16 protein-coding genes are annotated in these 15,531 nt (G+C 43.6%); 9 read left to right on the top strand and 7 right to left on the bottom strand.

Features of this window, described 5'->3' with window-relative positions:
* Positions 1 to 2: 2 nt before the first annotated feature.
* Together ABNE31_RS01155 and trmB are read right to left on the bottom strand one after the other, a co-directional pair.
* Positions 3 to 638: a LysE family transporter gene (locus tag ABNE31_RS01155; protein ID WP_179382948.1), complete on the bottom strand. Its 636-nt coding sequence runs from the start codon at positions 636 to 638 to the stop codon at positions 3 to 5.
* A gap of 3 nt (positions 639 to 641) precedes the next feature.
* A complete protein-coding gene (gene trmB, locus ABNE31_RS01160) occupies positions 642 to 1,310 on the bottom strand; it encodes a tRNA (guanosine(46)-N7)-methyltransferase TrmB (RefSeq protein WP_306012451.1) in 669 nt (222 codons plus the stop codon).
* Between the two features lie 87 nt (positions 1,311 to 1,397).
* Between trmB and ABNE31_RS01165 the strand changes: the two genes are divergently transcribed.
* Complete coding sequence (locus ABNE31_RS01165) at positions 1,398 to 2,537, top strand: glycosyltransferase (RefSeq protein WP_349352056.1); 1,140 nt, start codon at positions 1,398 to 1,400, stop codon at positions 2,535 to 2,537.
* Here the strand turns inward: ABNE31_RS01165 and ABNE31_RS01170 are convergent.
* A complete protein-coding gene (locus ABNE31_RS01170) occupies positions 2,435 to 3,517 on the bottom strand; it encodes an ATP-binding protein (protein ID WP_349352057.1) in 1,083 nt (360 codons plus the stop codon). The genes ABNE31_RS01165 and ABNE31_RS01170 overlap by 103 nt on opposite strands.
* Complete coding sequence (locus tag ABNE31_RS01175; protein WP_179382952.1) at positions 3,517 to 4,203, bottom strand: response regulator transcription factor; 687 nt, start codon at positions 4,201 to 4,203, stop codon at positions 3,517 to 3,519. Before ABNE31_RS01175 ends, ABNE31_RS01170 begins: the two co-directional genes overlap by 1 nt.
* Before the next feature lie 185 nt (positions 4,204 to 4,388).
* Between ABNE31_RS01175 and ABNE31_RS01180 the strand changes: the two genes are divergently transcribed.
* From ABNE31_RS01180 to ABNE31_RS01210, 7 genes are all read left to right on the top strand, one after another.
* A complete protein-coding gene (locus ABNE31_RS01180; protein WP_349352058.1) occupies positions 4,389 to 6,548 on the top strand; it encodes a TonB-dependent receptor in 2,160 nt (719 codons plus the stop codon).
* Positions 6,520 to 7,215: a TonB-dependent receptor gene (locus ABNE31_RS01185; protein WP_349352059.1), complete on the top strand. Its 696-nt coding sequence runs from the start codon at positions 6,520 to 6,522 to the stop codon at positions 7,213 to 7,215. Before ABNE31_RS01180 ends, ABNE31_RS01185 begins: the two co-directional genes overlap by 29 nt.
* Before the next feature lie 21 nt (positions 7,216 to 7,236).
* Positions 7,237 to 8,430 carry a multidrug transporter gene (locus tag ABNE31_RS01190; RefSeq protein WP_293280591.1) on the top strand — a complete coding sequence of 398 codons (1,194 nt, stop codon included), beginning with the start codon at positions 7,237 to 7,239 and terminating at the stop codon, positions 8,428 to 8,430.
* A gap of 154 nt (positions 8,431 to 8,584) precedes the next feature.
* Complete coding sequence (locus ABNE31_RS01195; RefSeq protein ID WP_179382955.1) at positions 8,585 to 8,896, top strand: T9SS type A sorting domain-containing protein; 312 nt, start codon at positions 8,585 to 8,587, stop codon at positions 8,894 to 8,896.
* 146 nt (positions 8,897 to 9,042) lie between these two features.
* Complete coding sequence (locus ABNE31_RS01200) at positions 9,043 to 9,369, top strand: T9SS type A sorting domain-containing protein (RefSeq protein WP_179382956.1); 327 nt, start codon at positions 9,043 to 9,045, stop codon at positions 9,367 to 9,369.
* A gap of 181 nt (positions 9,370 to 9,550) precedes the next feature.
* Positions 9,551 to 10,537 carry an acyl transferase gene (locus ABNE31_RS01205; protein ID WP_349352060.1) on the top strand — a complete coding sequence of 329 codons (987 nt, stop codon included), beginning with the start codon at positions 9,551 to 9,553 and terminating at the stop codon, positions 10,535 to 10,537.
* A 114-nt stretch (positions 10,538 to 10,651) separates the two neighbouring features.
* The gene (locus ABNE31_RS01210; RefSeq protein ID WP_349352061.1) at positions 10,652 to 11,197 is read left to right on the top strand and encodes a quercetin 2,3-dioxygenase; all 546 of its coding nucleotides are present in this window, start codon (positions 10,652 to 10,654) and stop codon (positions 11,195 to 11,197) included.
* Positions 11,198 to 11,373: 176 nt separating this feature from the next.
* Here the strand turns inward: ABNE31_RS01210 and tyrS are convergent, their stop codons facing one another.
* Positions 11,374 to 12,669 (bottom strand): tyrosine--tRNA ligase, encoded by a 1,296-nt coding sequence (gene tyrS / locus ABNE31_RS01215; RefSeq protein ID WP_349352062.1) that lies wholly within the window; start codon positions 12,667 to 12,669, stop codon positions 11,374 to 11,376.
* 85 nt (positions 12,670 to 12,754) lie between these two features.
* Between tyrS and ABNE31_RS01220 the strand changes: the two genes are divergently transcribed.
* On the top strand, positions 12,755 to 13,759 hold the full coding sequence (locus ABNE31_RS01220) for an NAD-dependent epimerase/dehydratase family protein (RefSeq protein WP_349352063.1): 1,005 nt from the start codon (positions 12,755 to 12,757) through the stop codon (positions 13,757 to 13,759).
* Here ABNE31_RS01220 and ABNE31_RS01225 read toward each other — a convergent pair.
* On the bottom strand, positions 13,743 to 14,192 hold the full coding sequence (locus tag ABNE31_RS01225; protein ID WP_349352064.1) for a DUF4296 domain-containing protein: 450 nt from the start codon (positions 14,190 to 14,192) through the stop codon (positions 13,743 to 13,745). The two genes, ABNE31_RS01220 and ABNE31_RS01225, sit on opposite strands and share 17 nt — an antisense overlap.
* A 3-nt stretch (positions 14,193 to 14,195) precedes the next feature.
* The gene (locus ABNE31_RS01230; protein WP_349352065.1) at positions 14,196 to 15,530 is read right to left on the bottom strand and encodes a dihydroorotase; all 1,335 of its coding nucleotides are present in this window, start codon (positions 15,528 to 15,530) and stop codon (positions 14,196 to 14,198) included.
* Position 15,531: the final 1 nt, after the last annotated feature.

The following is a 15,531-nucleotide window of genomic DNA, read 5'->3' on the forward strand; positions in this document are numbered from 1 at the left end:
GATCAACGGTACATAATTCGAATCAGGGTAATGATGAGCAAGAGCAACATCAATGCACTCAAAATGTAGTTGGAGTTCCTCGAAAAGCGACTGTTCTTGGTCTCCAATTTGTCAAAATAAAAGGTATAGAGGTAAAGCACCGAGAAAGTACCTGTGCCAGCTGCGACTACAAAGGTGGTGATGTCTTTCGCCTCAAACTTGATCCATCCGGCCTCGTTCCACATGGCATTCAAGCCACTGTAATAGGGAATGGTCAATAAATTAAGGGCTGCCAACAACACTCCCTTGAAGAAGCTGTTCTTTTTGCTCAGATTCACTTCCTTGATGGCCTGTGCCTTGGCCTTGTTCCGTTTGGCCACTACGAAAAAGTAAATGGCAAAAAATGCAAAAACGGCCACCGCAATCTTAAAAAGCACATCGACCACTTCTGGGTTTCGATATAAAAACTTTGAAATGTAAACTGCGATATAGGCCTGCACCATTATGGTGCTCGAGACGCCCAAACTAAATATGATTCCGTTCAATTTTCCCTTCTCCACGCTCACCTTGGCTGCGTTCATGTTGAGCAGACCCGGCGGCACCGTTGCCATAAAGGCGGCCGAAAACGTGGCAAAAAAGAGAATGAGTACGTGGGTCATTGGTTAGTTGATCCTAAATTGGATATAGGTAATTGGTTTTCCTTTTTCAAGATACTGATTTTCATAGAAAGTTTGAATCCCGAGAACTTCGGGGGGTGCCCCTTCGTTTTTATAAACGTCGTGGTTGGCATACAGGATTTCATGGCCCAACCCCTGTAAAAGTCCCAAGGTATAGCCATGCATGTATTCGCTATCGGTCTTAAGGTTGATGAGTCCGCCTGGTTTCAATATTTTCTTGTACCGTTCCAGAAATACGGGATTTGTCATACGATGTTTGGTCCGTTTGTACTTGATCTGTGGGTCGGGGAAAGTTATCCAAATTTCGCTGACTTCGCCCTCTCCAAAAAGATGGTCCACCAATTCTATCTGAGAACGCAAAAAGGCCACATTGTTCAACTCTTTTTCCAAAGCAGTTTTGGCACCACGCCAGAACCGCGCCCCTTTGATATCGATGCCAATATGGTTGTTGTTGGGGTTGATTTGCGCAAGACCCACCGTATATTCTCCTTTGCCACAGCCCAGCTCCAAAACTATTGGGTTGTTATTGCCAAAAAAGGAAGACCATTTGCCCTTATATTTGAATCCAGCCATGACCTCTTCGCGACTGGGCTGCACCACATTGGCGAATGTTTCGTTTTCCTTGAACCTTTTGAGTTTGTTCTTACTTCCCACTTTTTGGTATTGAATTGAGCAAAAAATTAATGATTTGGCAAAACTAAGGAAATCTAAAAGCAATTCGCATTTTGTTTTTTTGTGATCATGGAAAGTTCCAAACGTATTCTGGTCGCTCCATTAAATTGGGGACTGGGACATGCCACTAGGTGCATCCCCATTATCCACGAATTACTGGCCCATGGCCATCAACCCTTTATTGCATCGGATGGGGTGGCCTTATCCTTATTAAAAAAAGAATTTCCCGAATTGCCCGCTTTTGAATTGCCTTCCTATAAAATCTCCTATGCGGAGAAGGCGAAAAACTTCAAAATCAAGATGATTTGGGATTCCCCCAAGGTCCTCAAGGCCATGGCCAAGGAAAAGAAGGAAGTAAAACGTTTGGTAAAGGAGCACGGTTTGGATGGCATCATTTCCGATAACCGATTGGGAGCCTATTATAAAAAAGTACCCTGTGTGTTCATTACGCATCAACTTAACGTACTTTCGGGCAATACTACGTGGATGAGTTCCAAGGCCCATCAAAAAATCATCAAAAAATTTGATGCCTGTTGGGTTCCCGATGTACAGGACAAACCCAATTTGACCGGGAAGTTGGGCCATTTGAAAAAATCCAAGTTGAACATTGCCTATTTGGGGCCCTTGAGCCGTTTTGAAAAAAAAGAAATCCCCCCGATGTATGATTTGATGGTTTTGCTATCGGGCCCAGAGCCCCAGCGCACTTTTCTGGAAGAAAAACTGTTGAACGAACTACGGGGTTTTGAAGGCAACATTCTTTTTGTAAAGGGAAGAATTGAAGATGAACAGGTGAGGGAGGAGATAAAGACACCCAACGGAAACATCATCCATTATAATTTTATGAAGTCGGCCAAACTCGAAGAAGCCCTGAACCAAAGCAAACAGGTGCTGTGCCGATCGGGCTACACTACGGTAATGGATCTGGCCAAATTGGAAAAGAAGGCGTTTTTCATCCCGACCCCCGGGCAATACGAACAGGAATATTTGGCCAAACGGATGCAGAAGCAGGGACTGGTCCCGTTCAGCAGTCAAGAGGACTTCTCTTTAAATGATTTATCCAGAATTGCCGACTTTAAGGGATTGACGCAATTTGAATCCCAAACGGACTATTCGGACTTGTTTTCGGTCTTTTCTACCACAGGGGTTTTTGATGCTTTCTCCAGTGTAAATGAAAACTCAGAACCCACGTCCACTTCGCTTTCCACATAGATTTTTTCACCATGGGCCTCCACAATGTGCTTTACAATGGAGAGTCCAAGTCCCGAGCCCCCTTCGGCGCGGCTACCGCTTTGATCTACGCGATAAAAGCGTTCAAACAGGCGCGGTATGTGCTGTTTGGGAATTCCACCACCATTATCCGTAACCCGAACTATCACCTTGTTCTTAATGAGGTTTTCCACGCTTACTTCCGTAGTTCCCTTAGGCAGTCCGTATTTAATGGAGTTAACCAGCAAGTTGCTGATCACCTGCTGTATTTTATCACGATCACCGTTAACGTAAATGGGATTGGGGTACTCCATATCAAAGGTTAGGGAAATTTCCTTTCGGGCGGCTTTCATCTCCAATAGGTCAAAGGTATTTTGAATGAGCTCTATGATGTCGAAATCCTCCTGTTCCAATTTTAATTCCCCAGCTTCCAACTTGGTGATCAAATCGAGGTCTTTTACAATATAAATCAAACGTTCGACGCCTTTACTGGCGCGTTGCAAATACTTTTTACGAAGCTTCTTGTCCTTCATTGCCCCATCCAATAGGGTAAGGATATAGCCTTGAACCGTAAACAAGGGTGTTTTGAGCTCATGGGAAACGTTCCCCAAAAAGTCCTTTCGGTATTCTTCGCGGATTTTTAAGGTATCGATTTCAATTTTCTTGCCTTCGGCGAACTTTTCGATCTCCTGGACCAAGGTTCGCATATCGGTGGTAACCGGTTTGGAGGAAAAGGAGGAGGATTCCAAAAGGGAAACATCGTCGTAAATCTTTTTGATACGTCGATAAATAAATCGCTCCACCCGTATTTGAATGATGCCAAAACAGATGCCAAAACACAATACAACAAAAAGGAGGATATGAATCCAGTCAACACTTCCGGCGTCCCATTGGAAGCCAACGAAAACAGCAGTAATTAAAAGGGTGATGGCCAGTGAAGACCTTAAGGCAAACTTGTATGATTTCTTTAGTTTTATGGCCATTAGAGCACAAACTTATACCCAACGCCCTTTACGGTTTTAAAATGGTCATCTCCAATTTTTTCGCGTAATTTTCGGATATGGACATCGATGGTACGGCCACCAACGACCACCTCGTTGCCCCAAACTTTATCCAGAATCACCTCGCGCTTAAAAACCTTGTTGGGTTTGGAGGTCAATAGCGACAACAACTCAAATTCCTTGCGGGGCAGCACCATTTCCTCTCCATTGTTCACAATCTTGTATTCTTCCCGGTTGATGACGATTTCTCCCACCTTTACAATATCCTCTACTTCTTTTTTATCGTCCTTCAACCTGCGCAACAAGGCCTTTACCTTGCTCACCAGCACTTTGGGCTTAATGGGCTTGGTGATATAGTCATCGGCTCCTGCATCAAACCCCGCCACTTGGGAGTAATCTTCGCCACGGGCGGTCAAAAAGGCAATGATGGTATCCTCCAGCCCAGGCGTGTTACGAATTTGTTCACAGGCTTCGATTCCATCCATTTCGGGCATCATCACATCCATAATAATCAGGTGCGGATTCTTCTTCTTGGCCTTGGCCACGCCATCGGCGCCATTCTTGGCAGTAAATACTTCGTAACCTTCCTCTGCGAGGTTGTAGCTTATAATTTCCAGAATATCAGGTTCATCGTCTACTAGCAGAATCTTTATGTCCTTGTTTTTCATGGGATGTGGTTTCTGTGTTAATCGCCCAAATGTAAAGATAATACACTTACGGGATAAACGGTTAACGTTCATTTAATCTAGTAACATTATTGTAACAGAACTGAAATAAACACTTAACATACAACTAACACCGCTTTTACAACCTCCCCGTTTCTTTGCCCCGAATTAATACGACAGCGTAGAGTATGAAAACATATCTATTATTTGCCTTTTCTTTATTCACCCTGGTGCTATCCGCCCAACAGAACGGAAGCGTTGTAGGGAAACTTACGGACAAGGAGCTTAACAATGAACCTCTACCCTTTGCCAACGTGCTGATTAAAGGGACTACAAAGGGGACAACTTCCGACTTTGATGGTCTTTTCCAGATTGAAGATGTAGAACCGGGAACCTATACCTTAGTCTTTAGTTTCTTGGGCTATGAAACCTTGGAAGTGCCTAATGTTGTTGTTGAGGCGGGCAAGGTAACCGAAATCAATGCCGGTCTTGGTGCCAGTAGCGTAGGTCTTGATGAAGTGGTAGTGACCACAACGGCAAGAAAAGATTCAGAAATAGCCCTTTTGCTCCAACAAAAGAACGCTTTGGTGATGCAAGAGGCCATAAGTGCAGAAGCATTGACCTTAAAAGGTATTGATGATGCAGCAGCTGCCGTGGCCCAGATTTCAGGTATTTCAAAACAACAGGGGTCCAGTAACGTATATGTGAGAGGTCTTGGTGATCGTTACCAGAACACCACCATGAACGGTCTTTCACTCCCATCCAATGATGTGGAAAAAAAGAACATCAACTTAGATCTTTTCGGTTCCAGTATCATTGAAAATGTGGCCGTTAGCAAAGCATACAGCCCTACATTTTACGGCGATTTCGCCGCAGGAAATGTTAATGTAGATTCAAAAGAGTACACTGGAGATGGTTACTTGGAAGTTTCTATGGGCAGTGGAATCAACACCAATGCCGCTGGCGAAGATTTTGTAAAGAGTGAAGGTACCAGCGATTTTGGTTTCTACAATAGATATGACAACAATCCATTTGCAGTAGTTCTCTCCCATGGCGTAGACCCAGAAGCTGCCTGGGACCCCATTAACATTAACGGGGCAATTGAGGGTGGTTATTCCTTCGACTTCAATGATGACAAGTCCAGATTGAGCTTTTTTGGCGCGGCAAGTTTTGCCAATGGTTATGAGATTTGGGAAGGACCTGCTAGGGACTTTACCAATGTGCTTAAGGTAGACTTTCCAGATGTTCGAGAGTTTGCATACAAATCGACCACAACAGCTTTAGCAAATGTTACATATCGCATCAACACCGAAAACAAGGTGAAGTTCAGTTCATTATTTGTGAATAGCGCCGCCGACAGGGTTGGCTATTATGGCGTGAACGGTCAGGGAAGAAACCGTGATGCCATATTGGACACGGACCAAGGCTTTTATGTAATGAACGTTCAGTTTAACCAAGATATGATTTTTGTAAATCAATTGACCGGTCAACATTTGTTCGATGATAAACTTTCATTGGATTGGGGCGTTGGTTTCAACAAAGTGTTTTCAGATGAGCCGGACAGAAAACGTATCACCTTAGAAAACTATCAATTGGCATTGGACAACGACGATACCACCAATCCGGTATTCTACACCAACATTCCTTTTGATAACCAACGTTTTTTCCAAAGTATAGATGAAAACGAGCTAAACAGCTTTATGAACTTGGGCTATAAGGTTTCTGAAAAGGTTAAGTTCAATTTTGGCTACAATGGAAGGAGGAAAGAACGTAGGTTCAGCAGCATCCGTTATGGCTATGATATTGTAAATAGGGACAATACGCCTGTAACCGATGTAAACAACCTCAACTCCATTTTTAATGTAGAAAACATTAATATTCCCTCAGGTGCAGGACTTTGGAATACCATTGTTCTTAATCCTATCACCAATGAAATTGGCAATACCAACCGACCTGGTTTACCAGAGAACACTTATAAAGGTAATTTGGGAATCCATGCTTTCTATACCACGGCAGAGCTAGGCCTAACAGATAAACTAAGCCTTGTTCCCGGTATTCGTATCGAATCTTTCAGCCAAAAAGTGGAGTACGATGTAATCAATATCAGTCCCGTAGACCCAGGTTTTAGGGAAGTTTACGAAAACATCTTTTTACCTAGCTTGAACGTAAAATATGCCCTGAATGAAAATTCGAACCTAAGGGCTGGATTCAGCAAAACCGCTTCTTTTCCAGAATTTAAGGAGGTTGCCCCTTTTGTTTACGAATCGGTAACCCAAAGGGTGGGTGGTAACCCTGATCTTTTGGGCGGTTTGAACGGTGATGGCGCCACTTATTTCAGATATCTATAACTACGACCTTAAATATGAATGGTTCTTGGAAAGAGGGGAAATCATCTCCTTGGCGGCTTTCGCAAAAACAATCAAGAACCCTGTGAACCGAGTCGTTGCAGCCGATGCAACAGGTACACAACGCTATTTTAGGACAGGTGACCAAGCGGATATTTACGGGGTTGAATTGGAGGCCAGAAAAAATCTTGTGATGGACAGCGACGAAAACGCCATTGTTTCCATGGGATTGAATGCGGCCTACACCCACACCGAACAGGACTTAAAAGATATCCCTGCCGGTACTGAAAACACCTTTGGAACCTCATTCGACCGATCCTCAGATCAATTGGAAGGAGCGTCTCCATTCATTATTAATGCGGATTTGAACTACAGTCCCACATTTGGAACCTATAAACCGAAAGCCACAGTGGCCTTCTCCTATTTTTCCGACCGCATTTTCTCATTAGGAGCCGGTAGCTTGGGCAACATAGTTGAAAAGGCAGTTCCCACACTGAACTTTGTATGGCAAAATTCCTTTGGAGAGCACTTTGAAGCAAATCTTTCCGCTAAAAACATTTTAGACCCGGACATATCCTTCGTAAGAGAAGGTACCGATTTGGGCGACATTGTAATAAGAGAGTATAACCTTGGGGTTAACATTGGGCTAACCCTTAAATATAAATTTTAATTCTATCTAAATTTCTGACAAATGAAAAACAAGTTTTTATTTTTAGGTATAGCCGCTGCTTTGTTCATTGCCTGTGAAGCAGACGATACCTCAGATATTGTTATCACCGATAACAGTGTAACGAACAATACCACCAACAACACAAGCGGTGGTGGTGGAGAAGAAGTAACTGCCGTAAGCCTAAATGGGTTGTACACCCAAGATCTTACATTAGATCCAGACATCGCTTACACCGTAACCGGGCCAGTACTTATGGCAAACGGAACTACCCTTACTATTCCTGCTGGCATGACCATAGAGGTGGAGCCTATTGGAGTAAACGCCTATATTGCCATTCAGCAAGGGGCGCAAATCAATGCAAACGGAACTGCTGCAAATCCAATAGTATTCACTTCAAACAGCTCCGACCCAGGACCTGGTGATTGGGGTGGATTGGTTATCTTGGGAAGAGCGCCTATAAACTCGACTCCTGATGGTTCTACTGACATTGCTACTTCCGAAGTAGGTGCCTTGGCTTATGGCGGAAATACTCCAGCAGATAATTCTGGAGTTATCCGATATGTGCGTATAGAGTATGCCGGTGGTGCCATTGATGGCAATGCCGAGTTGAACGGACTTTCCCTTTACGCTGTAGGAAACGGAACCTTAATCGACTATGTGCAAGTGTACGAAGGCTCTGATGACGGATTCGAATTCTTTGGTGGAACAGTTGAAGCTAGCCACTTGGTTGTAGTTAATGCTGAGGATGACTCTATCGACTGGACCGAAGGATTTACCGGGGTACTTACAGATGTATATGTACAACACGGAGGTACCATCAACGACAAAGCTTTTGAATGTGACGGTTTCAATACTGACTTCAGCAATGAAGCAGGCTATTTCTCCAACCCAACCGTAACCAATGTAACTGTGGTAGGTGGACCCAATAACGCTGGCGAAGCTGTAAGATTGCGTGCCGGAACACAAGGCACCTTCACAAATGTATTGGTTATCGATTTCGAGGAAGCGTTTGACTTGGATGACGCTGATACGGGTCAAGGTGTATTGGATGATCTTTTGAACATTGTAGACGTTACTTTCACCAACGTTACCGTAACCTTGAAAAACGATACTGGAGCTATTTTTGACGAAACCGACGTTATCTCTGGTGTTGGGAATGGTACTGGTACCGATGTTGCTACTTGGGGTGCTGGTTGGACCGTAGGTATCAACTAATCATCCTTTCAAAATAAGATATTGTAAGCCCCCGGCATTCCGGGGGCTTCTTTTTTGCATTTCATCGAAAAGTAAACCTCTATTTGTCAAAAGGTTCCGCTTTCGCATTCCAATTTTTATATATTTGTGGCATAGCCTTTGTAACCATTAACGTATGAAGCACCTTTACCTCGTCATGTTATTATTTGTCTGCACCCTTGGGTTTTCTCAGGAAAACGCTAGGTCCAACGCAGATATTGACGGGTTTAAGCTCTACCCCAACCCGGTTACCCAAGGCAAAGTGTATATAGAAACCACCCTTAACGCCCCCAAAAAAATCTTGGTTTTTGATGTGTTGGGAACGCAAGTCCTCCAAACCACCATTTTAGGCAAGGAACTCAACCTTTCCGAATTGGACAAAGGGGTCTACATTCTTCGCGTGTTCGAGTACAACAAAGTGGCGACTAGAAAGCTCATTGTGAAATAGTTCCATACTTTTTCCTTACACACCACTTAGCCAAACCACAACAATCAACGCTTTACCACCCATTTTAGTGTTTTCACAACATAAAATGGTTCAAATTACCGTGTTGATTTACTTTTATATTGCACATAGACCCCAAATCAGCGCATATGAAGAAAATCTACTTTGTATTACTACTTATGGCTTTACCATTGTTTTCTTTCGGTCAAGATTTAGTTACCGTGAACAACGAACCGGTACAAGAGCTACAGGGTTTTAAAATGTACCCTAATCCCGCTTATGGGAACGAAGTTTACATTACCACCGAAACCAACGGTGTAAAGGATATTAAGATCTATGATGTATTTGGAGAAGTGGTGCTCACCAGCCGAATCACGACCAACACTCTCGACATTTCACGATTGGTTCCAGGTGTTTATGTACTCCAAGTAACAGAACGCAAAAAAACCATGACCAGAAAACTGGTCGTCAAATAAACCATACTTCATCATTTTTAAAAGGCTTTCTAAAAAGCGGTAAAATTTGAGCTTTGTCAGGTTGAGCGCAGTCGAAACCCATTGATTATCAATGCGTCTTAAGTTCTCGACTGCGCTCGAACTGACAGGTAAACTGCTTTTTAGACAGCCGCTTTTTATTTTTGGGTACTTTTGCCCAAGGATGAAACAGTTTGAGACCCATCGTATTTTCAATATTGAAAAGGCAAGTGAATTCAATGATTTGGCCTTGGATGTTTTTCGTTTCCAGTTTGAAAACAATGTAGTCTATCAGGACTTTTGTCAACACCTAAAAAAAGGACCTGAAACCGTTTCGCATTATCTCGACATCCCTTTTTTACCCATATCCTTCTTTAAGACCCATCGCGTGCTTTCCACCCAAAAAGAAGTCGAAACCATTTTCACGAGCAGCGGCACCACACAAAGCACGACCAGCAAACATTTAGTACCGGACATCAAACTATATGAAAACAGTTTTTTAAGGGCCTTTGAATATTTTTATGAAGCTCCCGAAGAAATCTGCATTTTGGCATTGTTGCCCTCTTATTTGGAAAGGGAAGGTTCCTCGCTCATTTATATGGTCGACTATTTAATCAAAAAATCAAATCATCCTGATAGCGGATTTTACCTTCACAACCTCGATGAACTTCACCGAAAATTGCTTGCCCTAGAGCAAAAAAACACCAAAACCCTTCTGATAAGCGTGTCGTTTGCTTTGCTGGACCTGGCCGAGCAATTCCCTATGAAACTCAAAAACACGACGGTGATGGAGACGGGAGGGATGAAAGGACGTCGTAAGGAACTCATTCGCGAAGAACTCCATCATATCCTAACCCAAGGGTTGGGTGTTGATAGGATTCATTCCGAGTATGGGATGACCGAGCTCTTATCACAAGCGTATTCCAAGGGCAATGGGATTTTCCAAACACCCCCTTGGATGAAAATCATCACTCGCGATACCGAGGACCCGCTCAGCATACAAGCCTACGGAAAAACCGGGGGTATCAACGTCATCGATTTAGCCAATGTTTACTCGTGTTCCTTTATCGCCACACAAGATTTAGGGAAGACCCATGCCAATGGCAGTTTTGAGGTGTTGGGGCGGTTTGATGATTCCGATATCCGCGGCTGTAATTTGATGGTGCTTTAAGTTCTAAAGGTCACTTTTCTGCAAATTACACATAATACGATACCTTTTACAAGGTATAATATGCACTTATTCAATATTTTACATACTTTAAAAAAGTAACCAAACAAACTAAACATGAATCGAAATGCATTCTTAAAAAGAACCGCTCTATCTGCAGCGGCGCTTGCTTCAATGCCCTCATTCGCTCATTTCTCTTCCAAAAATGAAAAAGAGAGCAAGAACCTGAAACCAAAAATCGTAAGAAAAGGAGAAGGAAAACAAGTAAACGTTATCGGAGACCAACAAACCTTTAAATTGACAAGTGAAGACACCAATGGCCTTTTCACCTTGATTGAGGAAGTAAATCCGCCGGGAACCATGATTCCTCCGCATGTACACACCAATGAGGATGAAATCTTCAAGGTTTTGGAAGGAGAGCTTGAAGTTACTGTGGGCGATGAAACTACTGTTTTAAAAGCAGGTGATTTGGCTTTTGCGCCCAAAAATGTACCGCACACCTGGAAAGTGGTGGGCAATCAAGATTGTAAAACCATTTTAAGTGTTTTTCCAGCAGGATTGGAGCTCATGTTCGCCGAATTGGGCAATCTACCACCAGGACCACCAGATTTTGCCAAAGTCAGTGAGATTTGCGGCAGGTATGGAATTACATTTCTAACATAAAAATAAGAGGGTGTCTGAAAATATTGTAATACGTCATTTTGAACCTGCCTGTCGGCAGACAGGTTTATTTCAGAATCTCATCATACATCATATTGTTAAGCAATGCACTATGAGAACCTGAAACAAGTTCAGGTTGACGAAAACAAAACCGACTTTTAGACACCCTCTTTGTGTTTTTACTCCACTACCAACACAAAGTAGTTCTTTTTCCCCCGTTGCAAGAGCACAAATTTATCATTGATCAAATCGGCCGAAGTAATCAAATAATCTTCCTTTACTTTTTCTTTGTTGACCGATATGGAATTTTGTTTCAATTCTCGCCTAGCCTCGCCATTGGAGCCCAAAAATCCGGTCTTTGCTGCTAAGGCCCCGATCATATCCAAGCCTGGTTGAAGCTCTTCTTTGGAAATAGTGGCTTGAGGAACACCATCAAAAACATCTAAAAAAGTCTTCTCGTTCAATTTTTTCAAATCCTCGGAAGTGGATTTACCGAACAAAATGTCGCTGGCCTTAATGGCATTTTCCAAATCTTCCTCCGAATGTACCATAATGGTCACCTCTTCCGCCAATTTCTTTTGAAGTGCCCTTTCATGCGGTGCCTCTTTATGCTGTTCCACAAGGCCTTCTATCTCATCTTTGGTCAAAAACGTGAAGATTTTGATGTATTTTTCGGCATCCTCATCCGAAGTGTTCAACCAATACTGATAAAATTTATAGGGCGAGGTACGCTCCGCATCCAGCCAGATATTCCCTCCTTCGGTTTTTCCGAACTTGGTCCCATCGGCCTTTGTAATCAACGGGCAGGTTAGGGCAAAACCTTTTCCGCCACCTATTCGTCTGATCAATTCCGTTCCAGTGGTGATGTTGCCCCATTGGTCACTACCGCCCATCTGAAGGGTACAATCGTGGTTCTGGTAGAGATACAAAAAATCGTAGCCCTGTACCAACTGATAGGTAAACTCTGTGAAGGACATCCCTTCCTTTGCATCGGAGGACAACCGCTTTTTCACGGAATCCTTGGCCATCATATAATTGACCGTAATATGTTTTCCCACATCGCGGATAAAGGCCAAGAACGAAAAGTTTTTCATCCAATCGTAATTGTTCACCAGAACCGCGGCGTTGGGCTCTCCGCTTTCAAAATCCAAAAAACGGCTCAATTGACCTTTAAGGGCCTCTTCATTATGGCGAAGCGTTTTTTCGTCCAAAAGATTTCGCTCCGCGGATTTTCCAGAAGGATCACCGATCATCCCAGTCGCTCCGCCCACAAGTGCATAAGGCTTATGGCCCGCCAATTGAAAATGCTTGAGCATCATTACACCCACCAAATGTCCAATGTGCAAAGAATCGGCAGTTGGGTCGATACCCACGTATGCGGCCCTCATTTCTTCCATTAGGTGTTCCTCGGCTCCTGGCATCACATCGTGCACCATTCCCCTCCATTGCAGTTCTTGAACAAAATTCTTCGTCATGATCGGTTTTTTGGAATAGCTGCAAATATAAAATGAAGTTGGCATTTTGCTCCATATTTCCGCAACAAATAGGTACTTTTACCTTATGATTTTGGTTACAGGAGGCACTGGACTTATCGGTTCCCACTTGCTTTTCCATCTGCTGAAAAATGGGAATAAAGTGAGAAGCAACTTCAGGACAAAGGAGTCCATCGACAAGGTTCGCAAGGTTTTTGGATATTATTCGGGCAATGCGTCCCAACTCGTTGATCAAATTGATTGGGTCCAGGGAGACATTACTGCTTTGGGCGGTTTGGACGCCCTATTTGAAGGTGTTGAGCAGGTATACCACTGTGCCGCCCTGATTTCTTTTGATCCGAAGGATTACAAACTTCTGAAACAGACCAATGTTCAAGGCACGGCCCATATGGTTAACCTATCCCTAAAATATGGTGTAAAAAAACTGTGCTATGTGAGCTCCATTGCAGCTATTGGTCCCAGCCTAAAACAAGCTAAAGTCACCGAGGATACGGAGTGGAACGATGCCAACGCTACGGTATACGGCATCACCAAATATGATGCTGAGCTGGAAGTGTGGCGGGGATCACAGGAAGGGCTCTCCGTGGTGATCGTAAATCCTGGAGTCGTAATCGGGCCCGGCTTTTGGAAATCGGGAAGCGGTAGCTTTTTTTCCTATGCCTCCAAAGGAAAAAAATATGTTATCCCTGGCGGAACTGGTTTTGTAACGGTAAACGACGTTATCAAGGCCATGACGCGTTTGATGGACTCCAACATACAAACGGAGCGTTTTATTTTGGTCGACCAACATATGAGCTATGCGAACCTCTTAAAGAAAATCGCGCCCCAATTGGGAGTGGAGCCCCCTCAAAAAGTAATTCCTAAGTTTTGGTTGGAACTCTTTTGGCGCTGGGATTGGGTCCGAAGCACCATTTTTGGCAAAAGAAGACGCTTGTCGAAAGCGGTGGCAAAGGGACTGTATCAAGAGGAATACTACAGCAATGAAAAAATCAAATCCCAACTCAATTTTACCTTTGAAGATATGGACGAGTCCATCGCGTTCTGCTGTCAAATGTTTACAGGGAATCGGTAACGACCTTTTTTTTGCCCACTCTTTTTTCCTTGACGGACTGCAAAGAATCACGCCGTTGTAGCCCGGCCTCTCGAATACTGTCATTCAAACGCTTGCTAATGGCCTCCAATGTATCTTGTTTCCGTTTCAGCATCGCTTCAACATTTTGATAGATCTTTTGGTATTCAGAGGGCAAAGAAGCGTAGTACAGGTCACTCTCGGCAAATTGGGTACTATCGATACTGTACTTGTTATAGATAAATCCCATGACATCGATATGCGCATCATCAAACTTTCTTTTGGCCCCGGATTTGGCCGCATTCAATATGGACAGATCATATAATATTTCGATCATTTGATCTTGGGGTATGAGGTTTTCCGGTTCCTCCACTACTTTTTCGGCACAGGAAAACAAAACCATCAAACTTAAATAGACAAGTACCGCCTTCTTCATTATTTACCTGTTAAAGGTCAATCTTTTCGCATGTTTTTTGTCACTGAAGGTACCATTGTCGTACGCCAAATGCCCATTCACAAAAGTACGTTTCACTTCCGATTCAAAAGTAACACCTTCAAAGGGTGACCAACCACATTTATAGAAAAGATTGGCTTTTGTTACCTCATTTTTAACGTTTCGGCCCACTTGGACCAAATCGGCAAAGTACCCCTCCCGGATATATCCCCTGCGGTCAATATCAAAGAGTTTTGCAGGGTTATGGCACATCTTTTCTACCATTTTTTCCAAGCTGATGATTCCTTCCTTTTCTTTTTGCAGCATGGCCAAAAGCGCATGTTGGACCAAAGGTCCACCCGATGGGGCACTGGTATAGGGATTATCTTTTTCTTCCAAGGTATGGGGCGCATGGTCGGTCGCAATCACATCAATGCGATCGTCCAAAAGGGCTTTCCACAGTTGCTCCCTGTCCGTCTTGGTCTTCACGGCGGGGTTCCATTTAATATGGGTCCCTTTTGTGGCATAATCCTCATCGGAAAACCACAAGTGATGTATACATACCTCAGCTGTAATCTGTTTCTTTTCCAGCGGAATTTCGTTCGTGAACAAGTCGGTCTCTATTCCTGTGGACAAATGGAACACATGCAATCTGGCGCCCGTTTTTTTCGCCAAGGCAATAGCTTTGGACGATGAAAGATAGCAGGCTTCGGCACTTCGGATGATGGGATGCAGTTCTATGGGAATATCATCCCCGTACATGGCCTGGTACTTTTCCATATTGGCCCTAATGGTACCTTCGTCTTCGCAATGTGTGGAAATGACCATCTCGGTATTACTGAAAATCTTTTCCAACACCTCTTCATTGTCCACCAGCATATTTCCTGTAGAAGACCCTAAAAACAACTTTACCCCGGAACAGGCATTTCGGTCGAGTCGCTTTAATTCCTCCAAATTGTCGTTGGTTCCCCCAAACAAAAAGGAATAGTTGGCCGAGGCATCTTTGGCCGCCATGGCAAATTTTTCTTCCAATTTTTCTATGGTCGTGGTCTGTGGATTGGTATTGGGCTGTTCCATGAACGTAGTTATGCCCCCCGCAATGGCCGCTCGGCTCTCCGTGGCAATGGTGCCCTTATGGGTAAGACCCGGCTCCCTAAAATGGACCTGATCATCGATGACGCCCGGCAATAAAAGGTCGCCTTCCAAATCGATGACCTGGGCATTGGCATCTGAAATATCGGAGTCTATTCGGGAAATAAAGTCCCCATCCAACAACATATCGGATTCGAAAATGCGGTTTTCATTGACAATCTTTGCATTTTTCAGCAGGATTCTTGACATA

This window comes from Flagellimonas sp. MMG031 (genome assembly GCF_040112705.1).
In the GTDB taxonomy this organism is placed as follows: domain Bacteria; phylum Bacteroidota; class Bacteroidia; order Flavobacteriales; family Flavobacteriaceae; genus Flagellimonas.